The organism is Corynebacterium auriscanis (genome assembly GCF_030408435.1).
GTDB lineage: Bacteria > Actinomycetota > Actinomycetes > Mycobacteriales > Mycobacteriaceae > Corynebacterium > Corynebacterium auriscanis.
The window spans coordinates 1,662,035-1,681,708 of sequence record NZ_CP047046.1; the positions used below are offsets into that span (position 1 = coordinate 1,662,035).

Genomic DNA, 19,674 nt, shown 5'->3' on the forward strand with positions numbered 1-19,674 from the left:
CACGCGTTCTTCACTCAACTTTAGAACAATCTCAGCTCAGAGCTATCGGTGCCGCGCATCGCATCGTAATCCAAGGTCACACATCGAATACCGCGATCCTCGGCCAACGTACGCGCCTGGGGTTTTATCTCCTGTGCAGCAAACACTCCCGTCACCGGCGCAAGTAACTCATCGCGATTCAACAACTCCATATACCGGGTCAGCTGTTCCACGCCATCGATACCGCCGCGACGTTTGATCTCTACCGCCACTGTCGTACCACCGGCATCGCGCGACAGAATATCCACCGGACCAATCGGTGTGGGATATTCGCGGCGAATCAGGGAAAACCCCTCCCCCAGGATTTCGATCTGGTCGGCCAGCAGCTCCTGCAGGTGGGCCTCCACACCATCCTTCACCAGGCCGGGATCCTCACCTAAGTCATGATCCTGATCGGTGAAAACCTCAAAAATCCGGATGCGCAGCTGCTCGCCCTTAGGGTTAGATACAACCCAAAGCTCTGCAACCCCCGGTTCCTCCAATTCGGGAGCCAGTTCGCCTGCCTCATCATAGCTTGTGAGGGTGCAAGGGGGCGTCATCCAATTAAGTGGTTTATAAGCGCGATCATCAGCGTGAATAGAGACTGAATCGTCACGTTTGATCATGATTAAGCGCGTGGCCTCGGGAAGGTGGGCCTCCAATCGGCCAACGTAATCCACGCTGCATCGGGCAATGACTAGTCGCATGGGATTCAACGCTAGCAGACGGCCGTTGCACCGCGATGAGCTGCCACAGCGGGCTACATAGGCTGCGGATTGTTGAATGCGCTGTGGCGGTCGCGGCGCGCCGAGGGGGCGGATTCCAGCCAGGAAACCATTGCGGTATCGCCCTCGCTATCCAGCGCAACTTCCCACCGCTCTTTGCTGCCGTGTCGCAGCTCCAGGACATGCATGTTTGGTTCCATGATTACTCGCTCCCGATCGGTTATTTCCCGACGCCCGACAACGTCCGTGGCCAAGCGAGTCAAGACGAGGTTGGAATCCGGTTTAATAGATCGCAATTTGTAGAACTTCACCGAAATTCCGTTGAAAACCAAAACCCCGTGGCGCCAGTGCCTGCCATCTTCACTGGGCAAGCGTCTCACGACCACGGGGTACCCCTTGCTACGGAGGGTAAAAAAGCGCCACAGACACGCAGCTAGAACAGCGAGCACGAATACAACTAAGAGCCACCCGAGTAACTGCATAATGACCTTGACGCCTTTCCTAAGACCAAACTGCCATCAGGATTGTTTCCCCAGCATACCCCCCGGACAGGGAAAACGAGGAATGCATGAAAAGGCCCCCACCAGTTGGTGGGGGCCTCGCAGAGAGCGATTCTCAATCGAAATCCGAATCTACTTCTCCTGAAGACGCTTTACAGCGCGCAACTCAGACTCGGCGGTTGCCTTCTCGTGCTCGTTCTCCCCGCGGGAAACGCGAGCTTCGGCATCTGCCACGTCGACATCGTGTGCCCACGTCGCAGAGTCAGCCAGGATGGTGATTTTCTGTGGAGAGACAGACAGGAAACCGCCCTGCACCGCTGCTACCAACTTTTCACCATCAGTTGTCCGGATGGTCACCACGCCATTCTCGACCAGCTGTCCGAGAAGGGGCTCGTGACCTGGGAGCACGCCGATCTCGCCCTCAGTGGTCTGCGCGGTAATCGACGTTGCGGTACCAGTCCACAACGCACGCTCCACGGAGACCAGTTGTGCGGCAATCTCAGCCATGGGGTGTCTCCCTTACTTCTCGGTCATCTTCTTGTAGGCTGCCTCGACATCGTCCAAGCCACCCAGGCCGTTGAAGGCCTGCTCCGGGTAGGCATCGAACTCGCCGTTGCAGATACGCTCGAACGCATCGATCGTATCCTTCAGCGGCACGTAAGAGCCTGGGATACCAGTGAACTTCTCCGCGACGAAGAAGTTCTGACCCAAGAAGCGCTCCAGACGACGTGCGCGCTGAACAGTGATCTTGTCCTCTTCGGACAGCTCGTCCATACCGAGGATGGCGATGATGTCCTGCAGTTCCTTGTTCTTCTGCAAGATGTGGATCACGCGCTGCGCAACCTCGTAGTGACGCTCACCGACAATACCTGGCTCGAGGATACGAGAGGTTGAGGTCAATGGGTTCACGGCTGGGTAAATACCCTTGGAGGCGATGCTACGGTCCAGCTCGGTCGTTGCGTCCAGGTGGGCGAACGTCGTGGCTGGTGCTGGGTCGGTGTAGTCATCGGCTGGCACGTAAACAGCCTGCAGAGACGTAATGGAACGACCCTTCGTAGAGGTAATGCGCTCCTGCAGAACACCCATCTCGTCAGCCAAGGTTGGCTGGTAACCCACGGCCGAAGGCATACGACCCAGCAGGGTGGACACCTCGGAACCGGCCTGGGTGAAACGGAAGATGTTGTCGATGAACAGCAGAACGTCCTGGTGCTGAACATCGCGGAAGTACTCCGCCATGGTCAGTCCGGACAGGGCCACGCGCATACGAACTCCCGGTGGCTCGTCCATCTGACCGAACACGAGAGCGGTATCTTGCAACACGCCCATTTCTTCCATTTCCAGGAAGAGGTCGGTGCCCTCACGGGTACGCTCACCAACACCTGCAAATACAGAGGTACCGGAGAACTCGCGAGCAATACGGGTAATCATTTCCTGAATCAGAACGGTCTTACCCACACCTGCACCACCGAACAGGCCGATCTTACCACCCTTAACATAAGGGGTCAGCAGGTCAATAACCTTGATGCCGGTTTCGAGGATCTCGGTCTTACCCTCAAGCTGGTCGAATGCTGGTGGCTCGCGGTGGATACCCCACTGCTCGCCGTCGCGCCCCAGACCTGGCTGATCGAGGCAGTCGCCGAGGGCGTTGAATACGTGGCCCTTGACAACATCGCCAACGGGTACGGAAATTGGCTTGCCAGTGTCCTTAACCTCAGCACCGCGGACGAGGCCGTCGGTGGGGGCCATGGACACGGTGCGCACCAAGTTGTCGCCGAGGTGCTGAGCAACCTCGAGCGTGATGGTCTTCGCAACTGCTTCGAGGGATACCTCGACGTGCAGCGCGTTAAACAGTGCCGGCTGCTCGCCGCGTGGGAACTCCACGTCGACGACGGGGCCGATGACTCGCACGACACGGCCCGCAGCAGTCGGTGCAGCGTTGTTAGGCTGCTCCTGAATTGCTGTAGTCATAATTAGTCACTTTCTCCGCTATCGGCGAGCGCAGAAGCGCCACCGACGATCTCTGTGATTTCCTGGGTAATCTGTGCCTGGCGAGCCTGGTTAGCAACGCGTGAAAGCTGCTTGACCAGGTCGGTCGCGTTGTCGGTCGCAGCGCTCATTGCGGTACGACGGGCAGCGGACTCAGAGGCTGCGGACTCGAGCATGGCAGCAAAAATGCCACGGGATACGTACTGCGGCAGCAGAGCGTCCAGCAGGGTATCCGGATCCGGCTCGAAGTCGACCTCGGCGGAAACATTGTCAGCCTTGTCGCTAACCATATCCTCGCCCAGCTCGAGCTTCTCTTCCTCAATAACTGTCTCAATTGGCAGCAGGCGGTGGGCCTTAGCAGTCTGGGAAAGCATGGACTCGAACTCGGTGTACACAATGTGTACTTCGTCGAATCCCTGCACCTGGTTACCCTGATCTGCGTTGACGCCTTCACGGGGTTCAACGGCAGAACCGGAACCAGCGAGGAAGCCTTCGATCAGGTGATGACGCAGGTCATGGATCGCACGGTACTCAGGATCCTGGGAGTATCCAGACCAAGTACCGGCCACCTTTTCGCCACGGAAGCTGTAGTAGGAAATGCCCTTATTGCCAGAGACGTAAAGGACAACTTCCTTGCCTTCGTTCTCAAGACGCTTGCGAAGCTCCGCAGTCTTCTTGAAAACGTTGTTGTTGTATCCACCGCACATGCCACGGTCACTCGAAACCACGAGGATGGCAGCACGATCCGCGTTCTGCGGCTCCTGCAGCATCTTGTGATCCAAGCTCGACGCAGAAGCCAGACGCTGCACCACGCGAGTGATTTCATCAGCGTAGGGCTGAGCTGCGTCTACGCGAGCCTGGGCCTTCGTGATCCTCGAGGTGGCGATAAGCTCCTGAGCTTTAGTGATCTTCTTAGTTGAGTTCACGGACTTAATGCGTGTCCTCAGTTCGCGAAGATTAGCCATCGCTATCGCCTCCCTTCTTGTCCGTTAATGGTCATTGTGCTTTTCACTTACCTTCCGCGGCCTACTTAGCGGCTTTGCGGGAAACGGTGATCTGCGACTTGGAGACCTCGTGGTCATCCAGGGCGCGAGCCTCAGGCTCACGGATGACAGGGGTGCCATCGGTGGTCTGGAACGTGCGCTTGAAGTCGTGAACGCGAGCGCTCAAAGTTTCCTTAGACGCATCATCGAACGGCGCGCCGCCCTGAATCTGGTCGTACACGGAACCGGCCTCAGCGTGCAGGAACTCGGTCAACTCAGCCTCGAAGCGTCGCACGTCCTCGACTGGGACGTCGTCGAATTCGCCCTCACCGGCCAAGTAAATGGAAACCATCTGATCCTCGACGGACTGTGGCTTAGTCTCCGTCTGCTTCAGCAGCTCCACGAGACGCTTACCACGCTCCAGCTGTGCCTTGGACGCAGGATCCAAATCGGACGCGAAGGCGGCGAAAGCCTCGAGGTCGCGGTAGGCAGCCAAGTCCAGACGCAGGGAACCAGAAACCTTCTTCATGCCCTTAGTCTGTGCGGCACCACCCACACGGGAAACGGAAACACCAACGTTAATAGCTGGTCGGACGCCCTGGTTGAACAGGTCGGACTCCAGGAACACCTGACCGTCGGTAATGGAAATAACGTTGGTTGGAATGAAGGCAGAAACGTCGTTGGCCTTGGTCTCAATGATCGGCAGCGCGGTCAATGAACCGCCACCGAGATCGTCGTGCAGCTTCGCAGCGCGCTCCAGCAGGCGAGAGTGCAGGTAGAAGACGTCACCTGGGTAAGCCTCACGGCCCGGTGGACGACGCAGCAGCAGGGAGATCGCACGGTAGGCCTCAGCCTGCTTGGTCAGATCATCGTAGATAACCAAGACGTGCTTGCCCTGGTACATCCAGTGCTGACCCAGTGCGGCACCAGCGAATGGAGCCAACCACTTGAAGCCTGCAGAGTCAGATGCGGGAGCAGCCACGATAGTGGTGTACTCCAAAGCACCGTTGTCCTCCAAGGTCTTACGGATGGAGGCAATGGTCGAACCCTTCTGACCAATAGCGACGTAGATGCAGCGTACCTGCTTCTTGGGATCGCCAGATGCCCAGTTTTCACGCTGGTTCAGAATGGTGTCGATGCAGACCGAGGTCTTACCGGTCTTACGGTCGCCAATGATCAGCTGACGCTGACCACGACCAATTGGGGTCATTGCGTCGATAGCCTTAATGCCGGTCTGCATTGGCTCTTCGACTGGTTGACGCATCAGAACGGATGGGGCCTGCAGCTCGAGAACGCGTTCCTCGTCTGCCTCAATGTTGCCCAAGCCGTCAATGGCCTGACCCAGTGGGTTGATAACGCGGCCGAGGAATTTCTCCCCAACCGGAATGGAAAGGACCTCGCCGGTCCGCTTGACCTCGTCGCCCTCCTTGAGGGACTCGTAGTTACCCAGGACCACAACACCGACGGTATCGGTGTCGAGGTTCTGTGCGACGCCAATAAGGCCGCCTGGGAACTCGAGCAGCTCGTTGGCCATCACAGAAGGCATACCACTGACCTGGGCAATGCCGTCTGCTGCCGTAGTGACCACGCCGACCTCCTCACGGGAGGCCTCCGGGGAGTAGCTCGAGGTGTAGTTCGCAATCGCGCTACGGATCTCGTCGGAGGAGATCGTCAGCTCCGCCATGTTCTTCCTGCTCTCGGTTTCGTCTTCCAGCATGCTTACTTTTGGTCTGGTCTGCCTAGGCGAGGGACCGGCGGAGGCGCTGCAGCTTACCTGCGGTGCTTCCGTCAATCACTTCGTTACCCACGCGAATCACAGCACCACCGAGGAGGCTGGAATCAACCTCGGTATGTACCGCAATCTTGCGACCGTAAATCGTTTCGAGCTTCTGCTCCAGAAGGGTCTGCTGCTGTTCAGACAACTTGGCTGCGCTGCGAACTCGTGCGACCTCACGGCCGGTGAGCTCTGCAACCTCGCTGCACAGCGTATCGAGCTCCTCCACTGGGCGCTGGCGCAAACGGCCAACGGCCTGCAGTGCCAGGGCTTCGGTAGTGGACGTAACCTTGCCATAAAGGACCTTTGCTAGAAGATCGCGGCGAGCATCTACGGATGCAGCGCGATCGGCCAACAGGAGTTCCAGTTGTGGCTCGGTTTCCACGATACGTGCGAGTTGGAACAGTTCGTCCTCCACGCGATCCAACTGTCCCTGGGCTTCAGCAGAACGCAGAAGGGCGCGACGGCCCAGCTGCACAAGTCCTGCGCGGAAGTCACGGGTGTTGGACCACGTCTGGGACACAGCAGCGCTGACGAGCTCTTCAGTAGAGCTCGACACCTTGCCGGAAAGCAGATCCTTAACCAAGCTCACGCGCTTTTCGGCTGGCGATGCGGAGTCAATGAGCGCAATTCGAAGGCTGCGCTCGGTATCGAGCAAATCGACGAAGTCGAACAGCTCACTACCCGTATTGGCTCCAGTTCCTACCGTTTCTGCGGATTCACTCAGTCCCTTATCTAGGGCTCCAAGAAGTCGCTCCAGTGCCTCGCGGCTCGCTGCGTGCATACCGATCACTTCCTTGCAGTGCCGACGCTGTCGAGGTCAGCGAGGAAGTTATCGATAGTGCCCGAGCGCTTCACATCGTCAGACAGCTGCTCACCCAGCAGACGCTCAGCAAGGGAGATGGAGTTTTCGCCCATTTCCTTGCGCAGGTCGGAAACAACAGCGGCACGCTGTGCTTCGAGCTGCTTGTTGCCGGACTCCACGATGCGTGCGGACTCGTCCGTAGCTTGGGCCTTCATATCTGCGATGATCTTCTGACCCTGGTTACGGGCATCGTCGCGAATTTGAGCGGCTTCGGTGCGAGCCTCGGCGAGCTGAGCGTTGTACTTCTCAAGCGCAGCCTGAGCTTCAGCCTGAGCAGCCTCTGCACGCTGGATGCCGCCTTCAATCTGGTCCTCGCGCTGATTCAGCACTTCCTGGAATTTTGGAAGAACGAGCTTCCAAAAGACCAGCAGGATGATCACGAATGGGATGATGGACCAGACGACGTCGTACAGGGGAGGAAGCAACGGGTTAACCGGCTTCTCCAGTGGCTGCTGTTCTGCTGCCAACAAAAAGATGTTCGTCATAGTCTCCAGCTTTCGCTTTGGTGCGGTTTTTTACTTTGAATGTGTAAAAGGGGCCGCGATTAAGCGAACAGGAAGCCGGCGACCAGACCGATCAGAGCCAGGGCCTCGGTGAAGGCGATACCCAGGAACATGGTGGTACGCAGCTGGCCGGCCATCTCTGGCTGACGAGCCATCGCCTCAGCGGTCTTACCAGCGACCATGCCAACGCCGATGCCAGGGCCGATTGCAGCCAGGCCGTAGCCGATGGCACCCAGACCCTTGAGGGTCGTCTCGGTAGCAGCAGCGTCCTGTGCGAGTGTGAGGATGTCGTTCATTTTTTCCATTACCTTTCTGGGGTCGACCACATGACTCTTTATGTCCGATTTGAAGTTGTGGCCGAGGTTTTTGTTGATTGTTGTGCAGGTACCCGGAGGCTAGTGCTCATCTGCGTGCAGAGACAACTCGATGTACACGGCGGTCAGCAGGGCAAAAATGTATGCCTGCAGGAAGATCACCATGATCTCGAAGAATGAAAATGCAACACCGAACAGCAGCGTGCCGCCAGCCAGCAGAGACCAGCCATTTAGCTGCCAGAAGAAGAAGTTCGTAGCGCTAAACAGCATGACAAGAATGAGGTGTCCAGCCAGCATGTTGGCCATCAAACGGATGGTCAACGTAAGCGGGCGCAGAACGAAGGTGGAGACGAACTCGATGGGAACCACAATCAAGTGCAGAAATGGTGGTAGCCCAGGAATCACGAGCGAAGACTTCACGAACTTGCCGAAACCGTAACGTTTCACACCTGCGTAAATGAATACGACGTATGCGACGAGGGCCAGCACCAATGGCAGACCGATACGTGCAGACGGCGAGATATTCAGCAGTGGAATGATCGTCGGAAGGTTAACGGCTAGAACAGTGAAGAAGATCGCTGCGATGATTGGAAGGAACCTGCGTCCTTCCTTCTTCCCCAAAATGTCCTCCGCAATATGGATCCTCACGAAGTCGAGCGCGAGTTCAGCGAAGTTCTGAACGCCGCGTGGGATCAACTTTGGCTTGCGCATCGCAAAGAAGAAGAACGCTGCAATAAGCAGGATCATCAGGATGCGAATGAGCATCAGACGGTCGAGCGTGAAAGCTCCACCGGCAAAATCCTCAAGCCAAAGGTTTTCTGGATGGCCGTGCCCCGGGAAGAATTCGTGTTCCAACGAAGGCGCGTGAAATTCGCCCTTCATTGCCAAGGTTGTTACGCTCAGCGTTCTCTCCCGTGATAGGGCCGCGTGAAAAATCATGCGGTGCGATGGAGGCTTGTTTGTTGGTAACCGTCGCTCCTGGGACTCCGTCGCACGTCCCGTGGAGGTCGGCGGTGCCGATTAAGTGCTACCGGCACAATCCGACCGATAGCATTATGGCCCGTGGAAACATTATCAGTTCCTAGGGACAACGGGCTAAGCGAAATTCCACCAAGTCCCCCCGCAAGCTGACAGGCAACTGACAGCTTTTTAGTGCCTACCCCAATTAAGCCCCAGTTTCCCCCGCTAACAACGATATTTTCTGCTCCCAACTCTGCTTTCTCCCCACGGGCCCCCACCCCCGATTTACCCCCACCTCCCTGGGCGTAGGGTGATAGCACTGGGCACGTGACTGCCGTAGCGTCGGTTAACCCCCACCTCCCTGGGCGTAGAGTTATAGCACCGGGCACGTAACTGCCTTAGCGTCGGCTAACCCCCAACCTCCCTGGGCGTAGGGTGATAACTATGTTCACTCCTCCCCGCGCCGATACCGGAATGACACACCTCGCGGCGGATTCCTCCCTCGTTTCATCCCTATTCCCAGAGGACTTCAGCGCACGCGCTGCCGCCTCCTTGGGAATCGAAGCGTGGCGCATCCCCATCGTCATCGCCTCAGCGGCCGGCATTTACATTGCATTCCTCATTCTGGTACGCGTTTTCGGTGTTCGTATCTTGGGGTCACTGAGTAGTTTCGACGCCGTCGTGATCATTATGTTCGGTGCTGTTGCCGGTCGTGTGATAATCGGGCACCCGCCAACCGTGGCCGCTGGCGCTATCGGTCTTGCCACCCTTATGTGTTTGGAAGCGGTTTTCGGGGCGGCGCAGAATCTGCGCGGCGTGCGCCGCACCCTCGCCGCCCCACCGGTAGTAGTTTTTGCCCATGGCTCTCCCCTATATGAGGCCATGCATGCGACCCACATTTCCGAGGAGAATCTGCATTCCGCCATCCGCGCCGCGGGAATTGCTAAGCGCGAACAGGTCCAATGCATCATCCTCGAACCCACCGGTTCCCTCTCCGTGATTCGAGAGGGACAAGAAATAGAACCGGCCCTCCTCGACGGGGTCGAAGGGGCCGAACACGTTGTGCGAGTGCGGGAAGGTCGCTAGTTTCCCACAAACAGACGTTGCGCGCGGGTCACCGCAATCGTCTCCGTGGTGAGGACCGCGATGAGCGTGAGTAAAACGGTGATGCCGAGCGCGGTGGCGTCGTAAAAATCCTGTCCCTTAAGCCACACCATGAGCAGCAATAAAACGGCGGCCTTAACCAACCAGCTACCTAGGACCACTCCCATGGTCATCGCGGGCGAGGTGCGGGCGGTAAACAGCACACTCACGACAGTGGCCAGCATGAAGCCACCACCGATGGCGATGCCGATAAGTGCCCCGTAAATTCCGGGCAAGTCGCGCAATGCCCCCCACAGCGACAGGGAGGCCACCCCAATCACAGCTAGGGCAATAGCGCCGTTACGAAGGGCGCGTTGCAGAGGCCATTGGTGATCGTCGGCTTTGGATATGTCGTTGAGTTCGGGCAGGTCCTGATTATCAGTCACGGCTGCTAACACTATCGGACGGCGCCTGAGCACGCCAAAGAGGAATGACCGTCCAGATAATGACGGCAATGATGCCAACCCCAACCAGTATGGCCGTCAGACCCGTGGGCAAGACAGTTGAGCCCACAGCGGCCACAGCAACCAACCCCACCCAGCTGTACAGCACGAGGACCACGCGCTTTTGCGAATGCCCCAAGCGAAGTAGCCGGTGGTGCAGGTGCTGTTTATCGGGCGCGAAGGGGCTCTTGCCCTGCCCCACGCGACGTACAACCGCCAAGATCAGATCCAGCAGCGGGATGCTGAGCGCAGCGATCACCACGATCAGCGGCGACAGCAGCGCGAACATATCCGCCGCGCCGAAAAGGGCCATGTTGATGCGGCCGGACGTGGACACGCACGCTGCAGACAGCATCAGCCCAATCAGCATGGCACCGCTATCGCCCATGAAGATCCGGGCCGGAGAGAAGTTGTGAGGCAAAAACCCAATACACACGCCGGCCAGCGACGCGGAAATAATAGCCGGCGGGTAAGCCGATACTGCGCCACCTTGGTCGTACAGGATAGTCAGGGAGTAGATCAGGATCGTGCCCGCCGCGATCATCCCCAACCCTGCAGCCAGCCCGTCCAAGCCATCGACGAAATTCATCGCGTTGATCACGGTAACCGTCAAGACAGCGGTCAAGATCGTGGACTGGACTTGGTCGAGGATCAGCGTGGTTCCATCACCCACCGGCACGTAGAGCAGGTACCAGGACAACCCCATCACACTCATGACGATCGCCCCCACCAGCTGGCCGCCGAGTTTGAGGTACCACGCAATGTCGTAGAGATCGTCCAGGATGCCCACGATCACGATGATGAACGCGGCTGCGATCACCGCAAACATATCGGGTGTGACCGGCGGGAATCCGCGGTTCAAGGCCGGCAGTTGGCTGGCGAAAAAGATCGCGAGGATCACTCCCGTGAACATCGCTACCCCGCCCAACCGCGGGATGGGCACCGTATGTACATCGCGTTCTCGCGGAGCGGCGACGCGCCCAAAGCGCAGCATAATCGAGCGGACGCATCCTGTAGACAGGAAGGTCACCGCCGCGCCAACCAGTACAACCAGCGCCAACTCGCGCAAGGGTACGCCAGCACCCCCGATCGCAGCCTCCGCCGCCATTACGTGAGTCTGGGTGGGTGGTACCACGTCGCTGTCCTAAATCTCGCCCCGCAGCTCGGCGGGGCTCATCCCCAGGACCTCACCAATGCGCTCTGCGGGAATCGCGCCCTCGCGCAGGATGCGTGGCCGGCCCGAGGACAGGTCCACAATCGTTGAGGCCACCCCGAGGGTCGCGTTGCCGCCGTCGATATACACGGCCACATCCGCGCCCAGCTGGTCTTCTGCCATCTGCACATTGGTTGCAGGGGGCTGCCCGGAAATATTCGCACTGGATACTGCCATGGGGCCGGTCTGGTTCAGCAACTCGATCGCCACGGGATGCTCGGGCATCCGCAGCATCACGGTGCCGCGGGTATCCCCCAGATTCCACGGCAGGCTGGGGGCTTGGTGCACCACCATGGACAGGCCGCCGGGCCAGAAGGCCTCCACCAGGAGTCGCATGTTGTAGGTGTAATCGCGGACTAACCCTTGGATAGTGTCCCAGCTGCCTACCAGTACTGGCACGGGCATATCGGGGCCGCGCCCTTTAGCGCGAAGCAGGGCCTCTACGGCTTGATTGTCGAAGGCATCGCAGCCAATGCCATAAACCGTATCTGTAGGCAACACAACCAGGCGCCCGCCTTCTACGGCGCTGGACGCGATCTCTATGGCGAGCTCGCGATCGTGTGGATCGGTTGCGTCTACCGTTTGGCTCATGGGATTGGCCTCGTTTCCATATGCGTTAAGAACTTGTCATTCCACGTTAGTACTTGGCGCGCCCAATCGCTGCAATCAGCTGGCCCCAAGAGACTCAATCGGTGTGTTGCCCATTCAACTGGGCCGTGACAAAGCGGTCGCGCCCCGCAATATCACGATGTTGCTGTACGTTTGCCGCGCCCGCTTGCTGTAGTGATTGGGCAGTTGCTGGCCCATTGGCGTCGTCATGTTCTATTCCGACGCCCACCTGTTCCCCACCCGCAATGACCCTCAGGGCCTGGATCAATCCCGGCAGGAATTCCATGCCATCCGCGCCGGCGAACACGGCATCGGTGGGGTCGTGCAACACTTCGGCGCTGACAGAAGCTGTGGTGGGAACGTACGGGGGGTTGGATACGATGAGGTCCGGTGCCGCGATGCGCTGAGCACGCAACTGATCGATGTCACGGATGTCCGCGCGGTGAAAGCGCACCTCGACCTGATCCCCGATCAGCCCGCGGTGTCGCAATTGCCTTTCATTCAGGCGCGCTACCTGCAGGGCGCCGTCATGTAATTCCACGCCGGTAACGGTGGCTGCGAGGTCGGCGTCGGTAAAACGGCACGCCAAAGCCAAAGCAATGGAGCCAGGTCCGGTGCACAGGTCCACTACTGAGACGGCCTCCGAGGTGGGATTACAAGAGGTGTCAGCCACTAGAGTTGGGGGTGCTTGCGTATGGGCGCGATCGCGAGACCGGCGTAGTGCTTCCTGGAAGGCCCATTCCACGAGTAATTCGGTTTCGGGCCGTGGAATAAACGCACCGGGCTGGCTGAAGAAGTCCACGCCATCGAAAGTGGCGGCGTTGACGATGTGTTGCACCGGGGTGCGCTCACATCGTTGTGTGATCCACTCTTGGAACACGGCCGGGACAGGTTGGTCGTGGGCAAAGAACAATTCAGTGGGGGACGCGGGGCGGCGCGGTATGGCGGGCACGCGCGAGGCGCCCAGAGTGGTTGTACCGGCCAGCTCTAGACTCTCACCCGGGCCCAGCGCATACGCCATCAACAAGCGACTATCCACCCCAGGGGTTTCAACGCCCGCGCGCTGGAGCTCAGCGGCACCCCAGCGAATCGCAGCACCAACCGTCGACGGGGTGACCTGCGCAGAAGAACCATCCGACATCCGATCACCACCCAATCAGTGCACACATTAGGGCAACGCGCGCCACGTCGCTGGCCCGCCTACGCGTTCATTGCCACGCGTTATTGCCTACCCGTTAATTGCTGTCAGCCTCGAGGCGCCGGGCACGGTCGGCCTCCTGCAGCGCAGCGAACAGGGATTCCAAGTCCCCACCCAGCACGGCATCCAAGTTGTTGGCCTTGTAACCAATGCGGTGATCAGACACGCGCGATTCGGGGAAATTGTAGGTGCGGATGCGCTCGGAACGGTCCATTGTACGGATCTGTGCTGCACGGCCTTCCGCTGCCTCGGCCTCAGCCTTCTCCTCCTCCATCTGCTGCAGACGAGCAGCCAGAACCTGCATAGCGCGAGCCTTGTTCTGAATCTGGGAGCGCTCCTTCTGACAGGTCACCACTACTCCAGTTGGCAGGTGCGTAATACGCACTGCGGAGTCGGTGGTGTTCACGCCCTGGCCACCCTTACCCGAGGATCGGTACACGTCAATGCGCAGATCTTTTTCATCGATTTGCACATCTTCCACTTCGTCGGGCTCTGGGTACACCAGCACACCAGCGGCTGACGTTTGGATGCGCCCCTGAGATTCTGTGACGGGGATGCGCTGTACGCGGTGCACGCCACCTTCGAACTTGAATTCGCTCCACGCGCCATCACGGCTGGGCTGTTTGGAACGAATAGACATGGTCATGTCTTTCACTCCGCCCAAGTCTGTCTCGTTGAGGTCCAGAACTTCGGTGGCGAAACCGTGGCGCTCTGCGTATCGCTGGTACATGCGGGCCAACTCACCGGCGAACAGGGCCGCTTCTTCTCCACCGGCACCGGACTTGATTTCCATGACGATGTCATCGCCGTCGTGGGGGTCACGAGGTGCCAACAGGTCGGTCAGTTTCTCTTCGAGTTCGGCTATCTCCGCTTCCAAGCGCTTGGCCTCTTCGGCGAACTCAGCATCTTCGCTAGCCATTTCGGCTGCGGCCTCGTGGTCATCGCGAGCCTGCTCCAGCTTCTCGTACGTCTGGATGATCGGCTGCAACTCGGAAAAGCGCTTGCCGACTTTGCGCGCGGCCGCCGGGTCATTGTGCAACTCGGGGTCACCCAGCTGGGCCTCCAACCCCTGGTACTCGGCCAGGATGTCGTCGACCATTGAAGGGGAATTACTCATGGATGAAATCTTATACTCCTTGCGCGGACGGGCTGCTTTTTACCCGACGCCTACTCGTCGTCTTCGTCGGCCAATGGCGCAGAACTTGCTACTTGCAGCATGAAATCGCGGTTGGTCTTGGACTTACGCAACTGCTTGATGAGCAGGTCGATGGCCGCTTGGGAATCGAGAGCGGAAAGAATGCGACGCAGTTTATGCATGATGCGTGCTTCCTCTGGCCCCAGCAACAGTTCGTCCTTGCGTGTGCCCGACGGGTTAACATCCACGGCGGGGAATACGCGACGCTCGGCAATCCGGCGATCCAGTTTCAGCTCCGCATTGCCCGTGCCCTTGAATTCCTCGAAAATCACGGTATCTCCGGCAGACCCCGTCTCCACCATGGCGGTGGCGATGATCGTCAACGATCCTCCGTTTTCGATGTTGCGGGCAGCACCCAAGAAACGCTTCGGCGGGTACAGCGCGTTGGAATCCACACCACCGGAAAGGATGCGGCCGGAAGCTGGCGAGGAGTTGTTGTAGGCGCGACCCAGTCGAGTGATCGAGTCCAGCAGAAGCACAACATCCTTGCCTTGTTCCACCAGGCGCTTCGCACGCTCCACCGCCAGTTCGGCCACGTTGGTGTGCTCTCCTGGAGGTCGGTCGAACGTGGATGCGATGACCTCGCCCTTAACGCTACGCTGCATATCGGTGACTTCCTCAGGGCGCTCATCAACCAGCACCACCATGAGGTAGCACTCAGGATTGTTCGTCGCGATAGCGTTTGCAATGTCCTGCAGAATCGTAGTCTTACCGGCCTTTGGGGGCGAGACGATCAGCGCACGCTGTCCCTTACCGATAGGCATGATCAAGTCGATCACGCGGGTAGTTAGCACCTTAGGCTCGGTCTCCAAACGCAGTCGCTGGTTGGGATAGAGCGGGGTGAGCTTGGAGAAGTGCGGCCGGGCCGCAGCTTCCTCCGGAGTCAACCCATTGACAGTTTCCACCTGGTGGATAGGCGTGTACTTTTGACGGTTGCGCCCACGACCGCTCTGGTTGTTGTTCTGGTTTTTGTTGCGGATGAACCCCGTGATCGCATCGCCATGGCGCATGCCGTGTTTGCGCGCGGTGTTCATCGGCACGTAAACGTCCGTTGGGCCGGCATGGTATCCGGTGGTGCGCAGAAATGCCGTGTTCGCATCGACGAAATCGAGGATGCCAGCAACGGGCATGAGGTTGTCCGGTTCAGCATTGCCACCGTTATTACCATTGTTGCCGTCGCGGTCGCCGCCACGACTGCGGTCATTGCGGTTTCCGCGCCCGCCACGGCCTTCATCATTGCCGTCGTTATCGCGGTAATTATCGTTTCCGCCATCGCGGTCTCCCCCGCGGTCATTCCCCCCGTCACGGTTCCGGCGATTCCTCCGGTTACGACGGTTGCGACGGTTATCGCGCCCCCCGCGGCGGTGGCGATTGCCGCGGCGGTCGTCATCATCGTCTGAGTTGTTGTCTCGATCATCCCGTTGGTTGGAATCATCGTTATTGTCTTGGTCGCGATCATCGCGATCGCGATTGCGGTCACCCCGACGGCGACGATCATCGCGTCCCCCGCGCTGATCACGATCACCGCGGTCGGCGCGATCAGTGCGGTCGGTGCGATCAGTGCGCTCGGCGCGATCAGTGCGCTCGTCCTGTTCTGCGCTGTCTCCGCGCCCATCCCGGTCCACGTTATTGCCACGTCCGTCCTGGTCTGAACCATCGCCAAAGTTTGTGTTCTCACCGCGGTCGGCCCCGGGCACCCCGCCGTCGCGACGATCATTCCGGCTATTCTCACCACCGCGACGATTTGCCTCTACGCTCTGACCGTCATCCCCGGCCGGTTGTTCAGCCACATCGCTATCGGAGGACAGGGAAACATCGCGACGAACTACCCGGCGACGGGGACGGCGCGTAGCTGCGCCACTCGTGGCGTCGGGATCAAAACCATCACCAGAAGTGGAAACGGTATCCCCTTGTGGTGCGGCCGAAGAGTTAGCGGCAGAAGGCCCCCTGCCTCCTGCAGTTTCGATAGCGGCGATGAGATCGCCCTTGCGCAAGGCAGAAGTGCGCTTGAGCCCCTGGGCAGCAGCAATCTGGCGCAATTCGGTCAGCTTCAAAGTCGCCAAACCGTTGGCCTCGGCCCGGGAAAGAATGTCGGACAGGCTCACGTAGGTCCTTTCACACTGCGGTCTACAAACGAACGGGCGGGCGTTCACAAAACACGAACCCAAAGGTCGCCACGTGCAGACAGCATGGAATTTTCGATATACAACGTGTGGAAATGTTGGGGGATGGTCGAATAAGTATCGTTGGCCGATCAAACGGGGCTGCTTTCACCGATGCACAATCAGCTAAATCGAACCCAAGGCCGAAAAACCATCCGGGACGATCCGCGCATTTCGCCGGCGTGTGTTGTTGGAGCCGGTGGGAAAATGTAGCGAAATCACAATCATGTTAACACCCCAAAGCGATTTTTCCAGAAATGGGCCACCTATTCGGGGATTTGGCTAGCCGGGACCGAGTCAGCGCACGCTAGGCTTAGGAAGTATGAAAACGGCAGCAATGGAATCGACGATGCAGGAAATCCCCCTGCTGATCAGCCGGATCGTGGAATACGGACGATCGGCGCACCGCAATGTGGCGATTTCCACCTATTTCAATGCCGAACCCGAGGTGACCACATTCGGTGAACTTGGAAATCGCGCCGCTGCCTTGGCCCACGCGCTATCGGATGTTTTCGACGTTAAGGTCGGAGATCGTGTGGCCACCTTGATGTCGAACTGCGCCGAACACCTCGAAACCATGTTGGCCACCATGTCGATGGGGGCTATCTTCCACCCGCTCAATCGCTACCTTATGGGCGCGCAGATCCAGCACATCATCGCGCACGCGCAGGACAAGGTTATTGTCTGTGATCCCACATACGCCGAACTCCTTATTCCACTGTTGGACACCTGCCCAACCGTCGAAGGCGTGATTGTTCTAGATGCCGCTGGCATTGATTCCGACGCCGCGCGCCCCCTCGCCGACGTGTCCGCTTTGGCGCGGGAGCATGTGACAAGGCCGATGACCATCATGGGTTACGAAGCTGTACTGGACGGACGACCCAGCGACTACGACTGGCCGGTCTTCGAGGAGACGACGGCAGCAGCCGTGTGCTACTCAACAGGCACGGAGGGGCAGCCGAAGGCGGTTGTGTACTCCCACCGCAGTTTGTGGCTGCACTCAATGAGTTTGCAATCCACCGATAGCTTCTCTGTTCGCAATGGCACAACTTTCCTGTGTTGTGTGCCGATTTATCACGTTCTCAGCTGGGGTGTGCCGCTGACGGCATTCATGGTGGGGGCGCCCATGGTGTTTGTGGGACGAACTGCCACGCCCGCGCATTTGGCCCACGTCATCGCCGATGCCATGCCTCGGCAAGCTCACGGTGCACCGACAGTGTGGACAGGGTTGATGGTCCACTACAACACGCATCCCCCAGAGAAGATGAGTCTGCAGGAGATTTATGCCGGTGGCTCGCAGGTCTCCCCCGCGATCATCGCCAGCTGGGAGGAACGATTTGGTGTGGATGTCATTCACGCTTGGGGTATGACAGAAACGGGTCCCGTCGGTTCCGTGGCGCACCCGCCAGCGGGCGTGGCCGGGGAGGCTCGCCAGCGCTATCGCGATTCGCAGGGGCGCTTTCCCGTGGGCATCGAATACCGCATTGTGGATGACAACGGGCAGGTCCTTCCCAATCACGACCGCAACGCTGGAGAGCTGCAGGTTCGGGGCAATACGGTCACAGGATCGTACTACAACCCCGACAACAGCGCGGATGGCGGTCACGTTGAAGGCGAGCATGCGGGGGGCAAGCATGCAGAAGGCACACAGCCGGAAGCCAAGCATGCGGAAGGCACACAGCCGGAAGCCGCACATACAGAAGGCACACAGCCGGAAGCCAAGCATGCGGAAGGCACACAGCCGGAAGCCGCACATACAGAAGGCACACAGCCGGAAGCCACGCATACGGAAGCCGCACATGCAGGGGGCAAGCATGCTCCATCGATGATGTCCACCTCAGAGGCACCGACAGACGAGCGCTTCACTGCCGATGGTTGGTTACGCACCGGTGATATCGGCACGGTGAATAAAGATGGTTACCTCACAATTCACGACCGCAAGAACGATCTTATCCGTTCGGGCGGCGAATGGATTTACTCTGCAGCGTTGGAGAACTACCTGATGGAGGCCACGGAAGTTATCGAAGCTGCCGTCATCGGCATTCCAGATGAGCGCTGGGGACAACGCCCGCTAGCTGTGGTGAATCTCACACCGGAGACTCCGCAAGGGCGCGAAACCGCGGAATCACTGGCCGAATTCATCAGCCGACAGGTTCCCGGGTGGATGGTGCCAGAAAACTGGACATTCGTTGACAGTATTTTCAAAACCAGCGTGGACAAGTTTGACAAGAAAGACTTGCGTGAGGCGTACCGGCGTGGGTCGTTTGACGTAATTACGCTTCCCAAGGCGTAAAGTTTTCGCTTATGTTGACCACCACCCTCGCACTCGGGCCAGCTTGGCTGGACCCAATGCAGCTTTTGAGCGGATCGGGCCCTTTCGGCTCCGCGATCCTTCCGGCCCTGCTGGTAATCGTATTTATCGAATCGGGTCTACTTTTCCCCTTCCTGCCAGGCGATTCCCTCCTGTTTACCGCAGGGCTTCTGGCTAACCAACCCGACCCTTTTGCCCCGCTGTGGCTCGTCATGGTGCTTTCTCCCGTAGCCGCCATTTTGGGCGACCAGGTGGGCTATTACATTGGCCACCGGTTCCAACCGCACATCGCTAACCGCCCTGACGGAAGAGTCTTCAAGCAGGCCTACCTGCATCAAACCGAAGAATTCTTTGCCAAGCACGGACCCATCACGGTTATCCTCTGCCGGTTCGTTCCCATCGTGCGCACATACGCCCCATTGGTTGCAGGTATGGCCAACATGAATTACCGCACCTTCATTACTTACAACGTGATAGGCGGAGTGGTGTGGGGCGCTGGCGTTGTGGGCTTGGGTGCAATGCTGGGTGAGATCCCATTCGTACGCAACAACATCGAGGCCATCTTCTTGGGTATCGTGGCACTGTCTGTACTCCCGGGCGTTTTCGGGATCCTGAAGTCGTGGAGTTCCAACCGCAAGACCGCCCGCTAAGCACTAAGGGACCAGCCATGTGGCCGCACTCGGCCAACGGGCGCAGCTTCCCCATACGCGAAAAGCAGAACGAAAAGACCAAGAACCACGACTCTGTGGGCATCTCATTCTGCTAACTCAGT

Annotated in this window: 19 protein-coding genes; 3 read left to right on the plus strand and 16 right to left on the minus strand. The window is 58.7% G+C overall.

Annotation, left to right across the window (positions count from 1 at the left end; translation table 11 throughout):
• Positions 1–20: 20 nt before the first annotated feature.
• The 10 genes from nucS to atpB all read right to left on the minus strand — a co-directional run bounded on the left by nucS (position 21) and on the right by atpB (position 8,550).
• Positions 21–725 (minus strand): endonuclease NucS, encoded by a 705-nt coding sequence (gene nucS / locus CAURIC_RS06955; RefSeq protein WP_035114048.1) that lies wholly within the window; start codon positions 723–725, stop codon positions 21–23.
• Positions 726–778: 53 nt separating this feature from the next.
• Positions 779–1,225, minus strand: coding sequence for a DUF2550 domain-containing protein (locus CAURIC_RS06960; protein ID WP_035114051.1), 447 nt, complete (start codon positions 1,223–1,225; stop codon positions 779–781).
• 150 nt (positions 1,226–1,375) lie between these two features.
• Positions 1,376–1,750 carry a F0F1 ATP synthase subunit epsilon gene (locus CAURIC_RS06965; RefSeq protein ID WP_035114054.1) on the minus strand — a complete coding sequence of 125 codons (375 nt, stop codon included), beginning with the start codon at positions 1,748–1,750 and terminating at the stop codon, positions 1,376–1,378.
• Positions 1,751–1,762: 12 nt separating this feature from the next.
• Positions 1,763–3,211, minus strand: coding sequence for a F0F1 ATP synthase subunit beta (atpD, locus tag CAURIC_RS06970; RefSeq protein ID WP_035114056.1), 1,449 nt, complete (start codon positions 3,209–3,211; stop codon positions 1,763–1,765).
• Positions 3,212–3,213: 2 nt separating this feature from the next.
• On the minus strand, positions 3,214–4,194 hold the full coding sequence (locus tag CAURIC_RS06975) for a F0F1 ATP synthase subunit gamma (RefSeq protein WP_035114059.1): 981 nt from the start codon (positions 4,192–4,194) through the stop codon (positions 3,214–3,216).
• Positions 4,195–4,255: 61 nt separating this feature from the next.
• On the minus strand, positions 4,256–5,896 hold the full coding sequence (gene atpA / locus CAURIC_RS06980; RefSeq protein ID WP_035114208.1) for a F0F1 ATP synthase subunit alpha: 1,641 nt from the start codon (positions 5,894–5,896) through the stop codon (positions 4,256–4,258).
• A gap of 55 nt (positions 5,897–5,951) precedes the next feature.
• The gene (locus CAURIC_RS06985) at positions 5,952–6,770 is read right to left on the minus strand and encodes a F0F1 ATP synthase subunit delta (protein WP_035114062.1); all 819 of its coding nucleotides are present in this window, start codon (positions 6,768–6,770) and stop codon (positions 5,952–5,954) included.
• Between the two features lie 5 nt (positions 6,771–6,775).
• Positions 6,776–7,336: a F0F1 ATP synthase subunit B gene (locus CAURIC_RS06990; RefSeq protein WP_035114064.1), complete on the minus strand. Its 561-nt coding sequence runs from the start codon at positions 7,334–7,336 to the stop codon at positions 6,776–6,778.
• A 59-nt stretch (positions 7,337–7,395) separates the two neighbouring features.
• Entirely contained in the window at positions 7,396–7,650 is a 255-nt protein-coding gene (locus tag CAURIC_RS06995) for an ATP synthase F0 subunit C (RefSeq protein ID WP_035114211.1), read from the minus strand.
• 99 nt (positions 7,651–7,749) lie between these two features.
• Positions 7,750–8,550 carry a F0F1 ATP synthase subunit A gene (atpB, locus tag CAURIC_RS07000; protein WP_035114068.1) on the minus strand — a complete coding sequence of 267 codons (801 nt, stop codon included), beginning with the start codon at positions 8,548–8,550 and terminating at the stop codon, positions 7,750–7,752.
• Positions 8,551–9,072: 522 nt separating this feature from the next.
• Here atpB and CAURIC_RS07005 point away from each other — a divergent pair.
• The gene (locus tag CAURIC_RS07005) at positions 9,073–9,714 is read left to right on the plus strand and encodes a DUF421 domain-containing protein (protein WP_235700716.1); all 642 of its coding nucleotides are present in this window, start codon (positions 9,073–9,075) and stop codon (positions 9,712–9,714) included.
• Here the strand turns inward: CAURIC_RS07005 and CAURIC_RS07010 are convergent.
• The 6 genes from CAURIC_RS07010 to rho form a co-directional block, all read right to left on the minus strand.
• A complete protein-coding gene (locus CAURIC_RS07010; RefSeq protein WP_035114071.1) occupies positions 9,711–10,157 on the minus strand; it encodes a Cg1360 family ATP-synthase-associated protein in 447 nt (148 codons plus the stop codon). The two genes, CAURIC_RS07005 and CAURIC_RS07010, sit on opposite strands and share 4 nt — an antisense overlap.
• On the minus strand, positions 10,150–11,322 hold the full coding sequence (locus CAURIC_RS07015) for an MraY family glycosyltransferase (protein WP_035114074.1): 1,173 nt from the start codon (positions 11,320–11,322) through the stop codon (positions 10,150–10,152). Before CAURIC_RS07015 ends, CAURIC_RS07010 begins: the two co-directional genes overlap by 8 nt.
• A gap of 36 nt (positions 11,323–11,358) precedes the next feature.
• Positions 11,359–12,018 (minus strand): L-threonylcarbamoyladenylate synthase, encoded by a 660-nt coding sequence (locus tag CAURIC_RS07020; RefSeq protein WP_035114077.1) that lies wholly within the window; start codon positions 12,016–12,018, stop codon positions 11,359–11,361.
• 94 nt (positions 12,019–12,112) lie between these two features.
• Complete coding sequence (locus tag CAURIC_RS07025; protein ID WP_052094994.1) at positions 12,113–13,177, minus strand: N5-glutamine methyltransferase family protein; 1,065 nt, start codon at positions 13,175–13,177, stop codon at positions 12,113–12,115.
• Between the two features lie 94 nt (positions 13,178–13,271).
• Positions 13,272–14,351 carry a peptide chain release factor 1 gene (gene prfA, locus CAURIC_RS07030; protein WP_035114079.1) on the minus strand — a complete coding sequence of 360 codons (1,080 nt, stop codon included), beginning with the start codon at positions 14,349–14,351 and terminating at the stop codon, positions 13,272–13,274.
• A 50-nt stretch (positions 14,352–14,401) separates the two neighbouring features.
• On the minus strand, positions 14,402–16,534 hold the full coding sequence (rho, locus tag CAURIC_RS07035; RefSeq protein WP_035114081.1) for a transcription termination factor Rho: 2,133 nt from the start codon (positions 16,532–16,534) through the stop codon (positions 14,402–14,404).
• Positions 16,535–16,913: 379 nt separating this feature from the next.
• Here rho and CAURIC_RS07040 point away from each other — a divergent pair, with 379 nt between their 5' ends.
• Positions 16,914–18,884 (plus strand): AMP-binding protein, encoded by a 1,971-nt coding sequence (locus tag CAURIC_RS07040; RefSeq protein ID WP_052094995.1) that lies wholly within the window; start codon positions 16,914–16,916, stop codon positions 18,882–18,884.
• Between the two features lie 11 nt (positions 18,885–18,895).
• Complete coding sequence (locus CAURIC_RS07045) at positions 18,896–19,552, plus strand: VTT domain-containing protein (RefSeq protein WP_035114084.1); 657 nt, start codon at positions 18,896–18,898, stop codon at positions 19,550–19,552.
• The last annotated feature ends 122 nt before the right edge of the window (positions 19,553–19,674 follow it).

Coding starts and splice junctions, on each gene's coding strand:
- CAURIC_RS06985 (WP_035114062.1), bottom strand. CDS start 6,770: ATGCACGCAGCGAGCCGCGAGGCACTGGAGCGACTTCTTGGAGCCCTA.
- CAURIC_RS06965 (WP_035114054.1), bottom strand. CDS start 1,750: ATGGCTGAGATTGCCGCACAACTGGTCTCCGTGGAGCGTGCGTTGTGG.
- prfA (WP_035114079.1), bottom strand. CDS start 14,351: ATGAGTAATTCCCCTTCAATGGTCGACGACATCCTGGCCGAGTACCAG.
- CAURIC_RS06990 (WP_035114064.1), bottom strand. CDS start 7,336: ATGACGAACATCTTTTTGTTGGCAGCAGAACAGCAGCCACTGGAGAAG.
- CAURIC_RS06960 (WP_035114051.1), bottom strand. CDS start 1,225: ATGCAGTTACTCGGGTGGCTCTTAGTTGTATTCGTGCTCGCTGTTCTA.
- nucS (WP_035114048.1), bottom strand. CDS start 725: ATGCGACTAGTCATTGCCCGATGCAGCGTGGATTACGTTGGCCGATTG.
- CAURIC_RS07020 (WP_035114077.1), bottom strand. CDS start 12,018: ATGAGCCAAACGGTAGACGCAACCGATCCACACGATCGCGAGCTCGCC.
- CAURIC_RS06995 (WP_035114211.1), bottom strand. CDS start 7,650: ATGAACGACATCCTCACACTCGCACAGGACGCTGCTGCTACCGAGACG.
- CAURIC_RS07005 (WP_235700716.1), top strand. CDS start 9,073: ATGTTCACTCCTCCCCGCGCCGATACCGGAATGACACACCTCGCGGCG.
- atpA (WP_035114208.1), bottom strand. CDS start 5,896: ATGGCGGAGCTGACGATCTCCTCCGACGAGATCCGTAGCGCGATTGCG.
- atpB (WP_035114068.1), bottom strand. CDS start 8,550: ATGAAGGGCGAATTTCACGCGCCTTCGTTGGAACACGAATTCTTCCCG.
- CAURIC_RS07025 (WP_052094994.1), bottom strand. CDS start 13,177: ATGTCGGATGGTTCTTCTGCGCAGGTCACCCCGTCGACGGTTGGTGCT.
- CAURIC_RS07040 (WP_052094995.1), top strand. CDS start 16,914: ATGAAAACGGCAGCAATGGAATCGACGATGCAGGAAATCCCCCTGCTG.
- CAURIC_RS07015 (WP_035114074.1), bottom strand. CDS start 11,322: ATGGCGGCGGAGGCTGCGATCGGGGGTGCTGGCGTACCCTTGCGCGAG.
- CAURIC_RS06975 (WP_035114059.1), bottom strand. CDS start 4,194: ATGGCTAATCTTCGCGAACTGAGGACACGCATTAAGTCCGTGAACTCA.
- CAURIC_RS07045 (WP_035114084.1), top strand. CDS start 18,896: ATGTTGACCACCACCCTCGCACTCGGGCCAGCTTGGCTGGACCCAATG.
- atpD (WP_035114056.1), bottom strand. CDS start 3,211: ATGACTACAGCAATTCAGGAGCAGCCTAACAACGCTGCACCGACTGCT.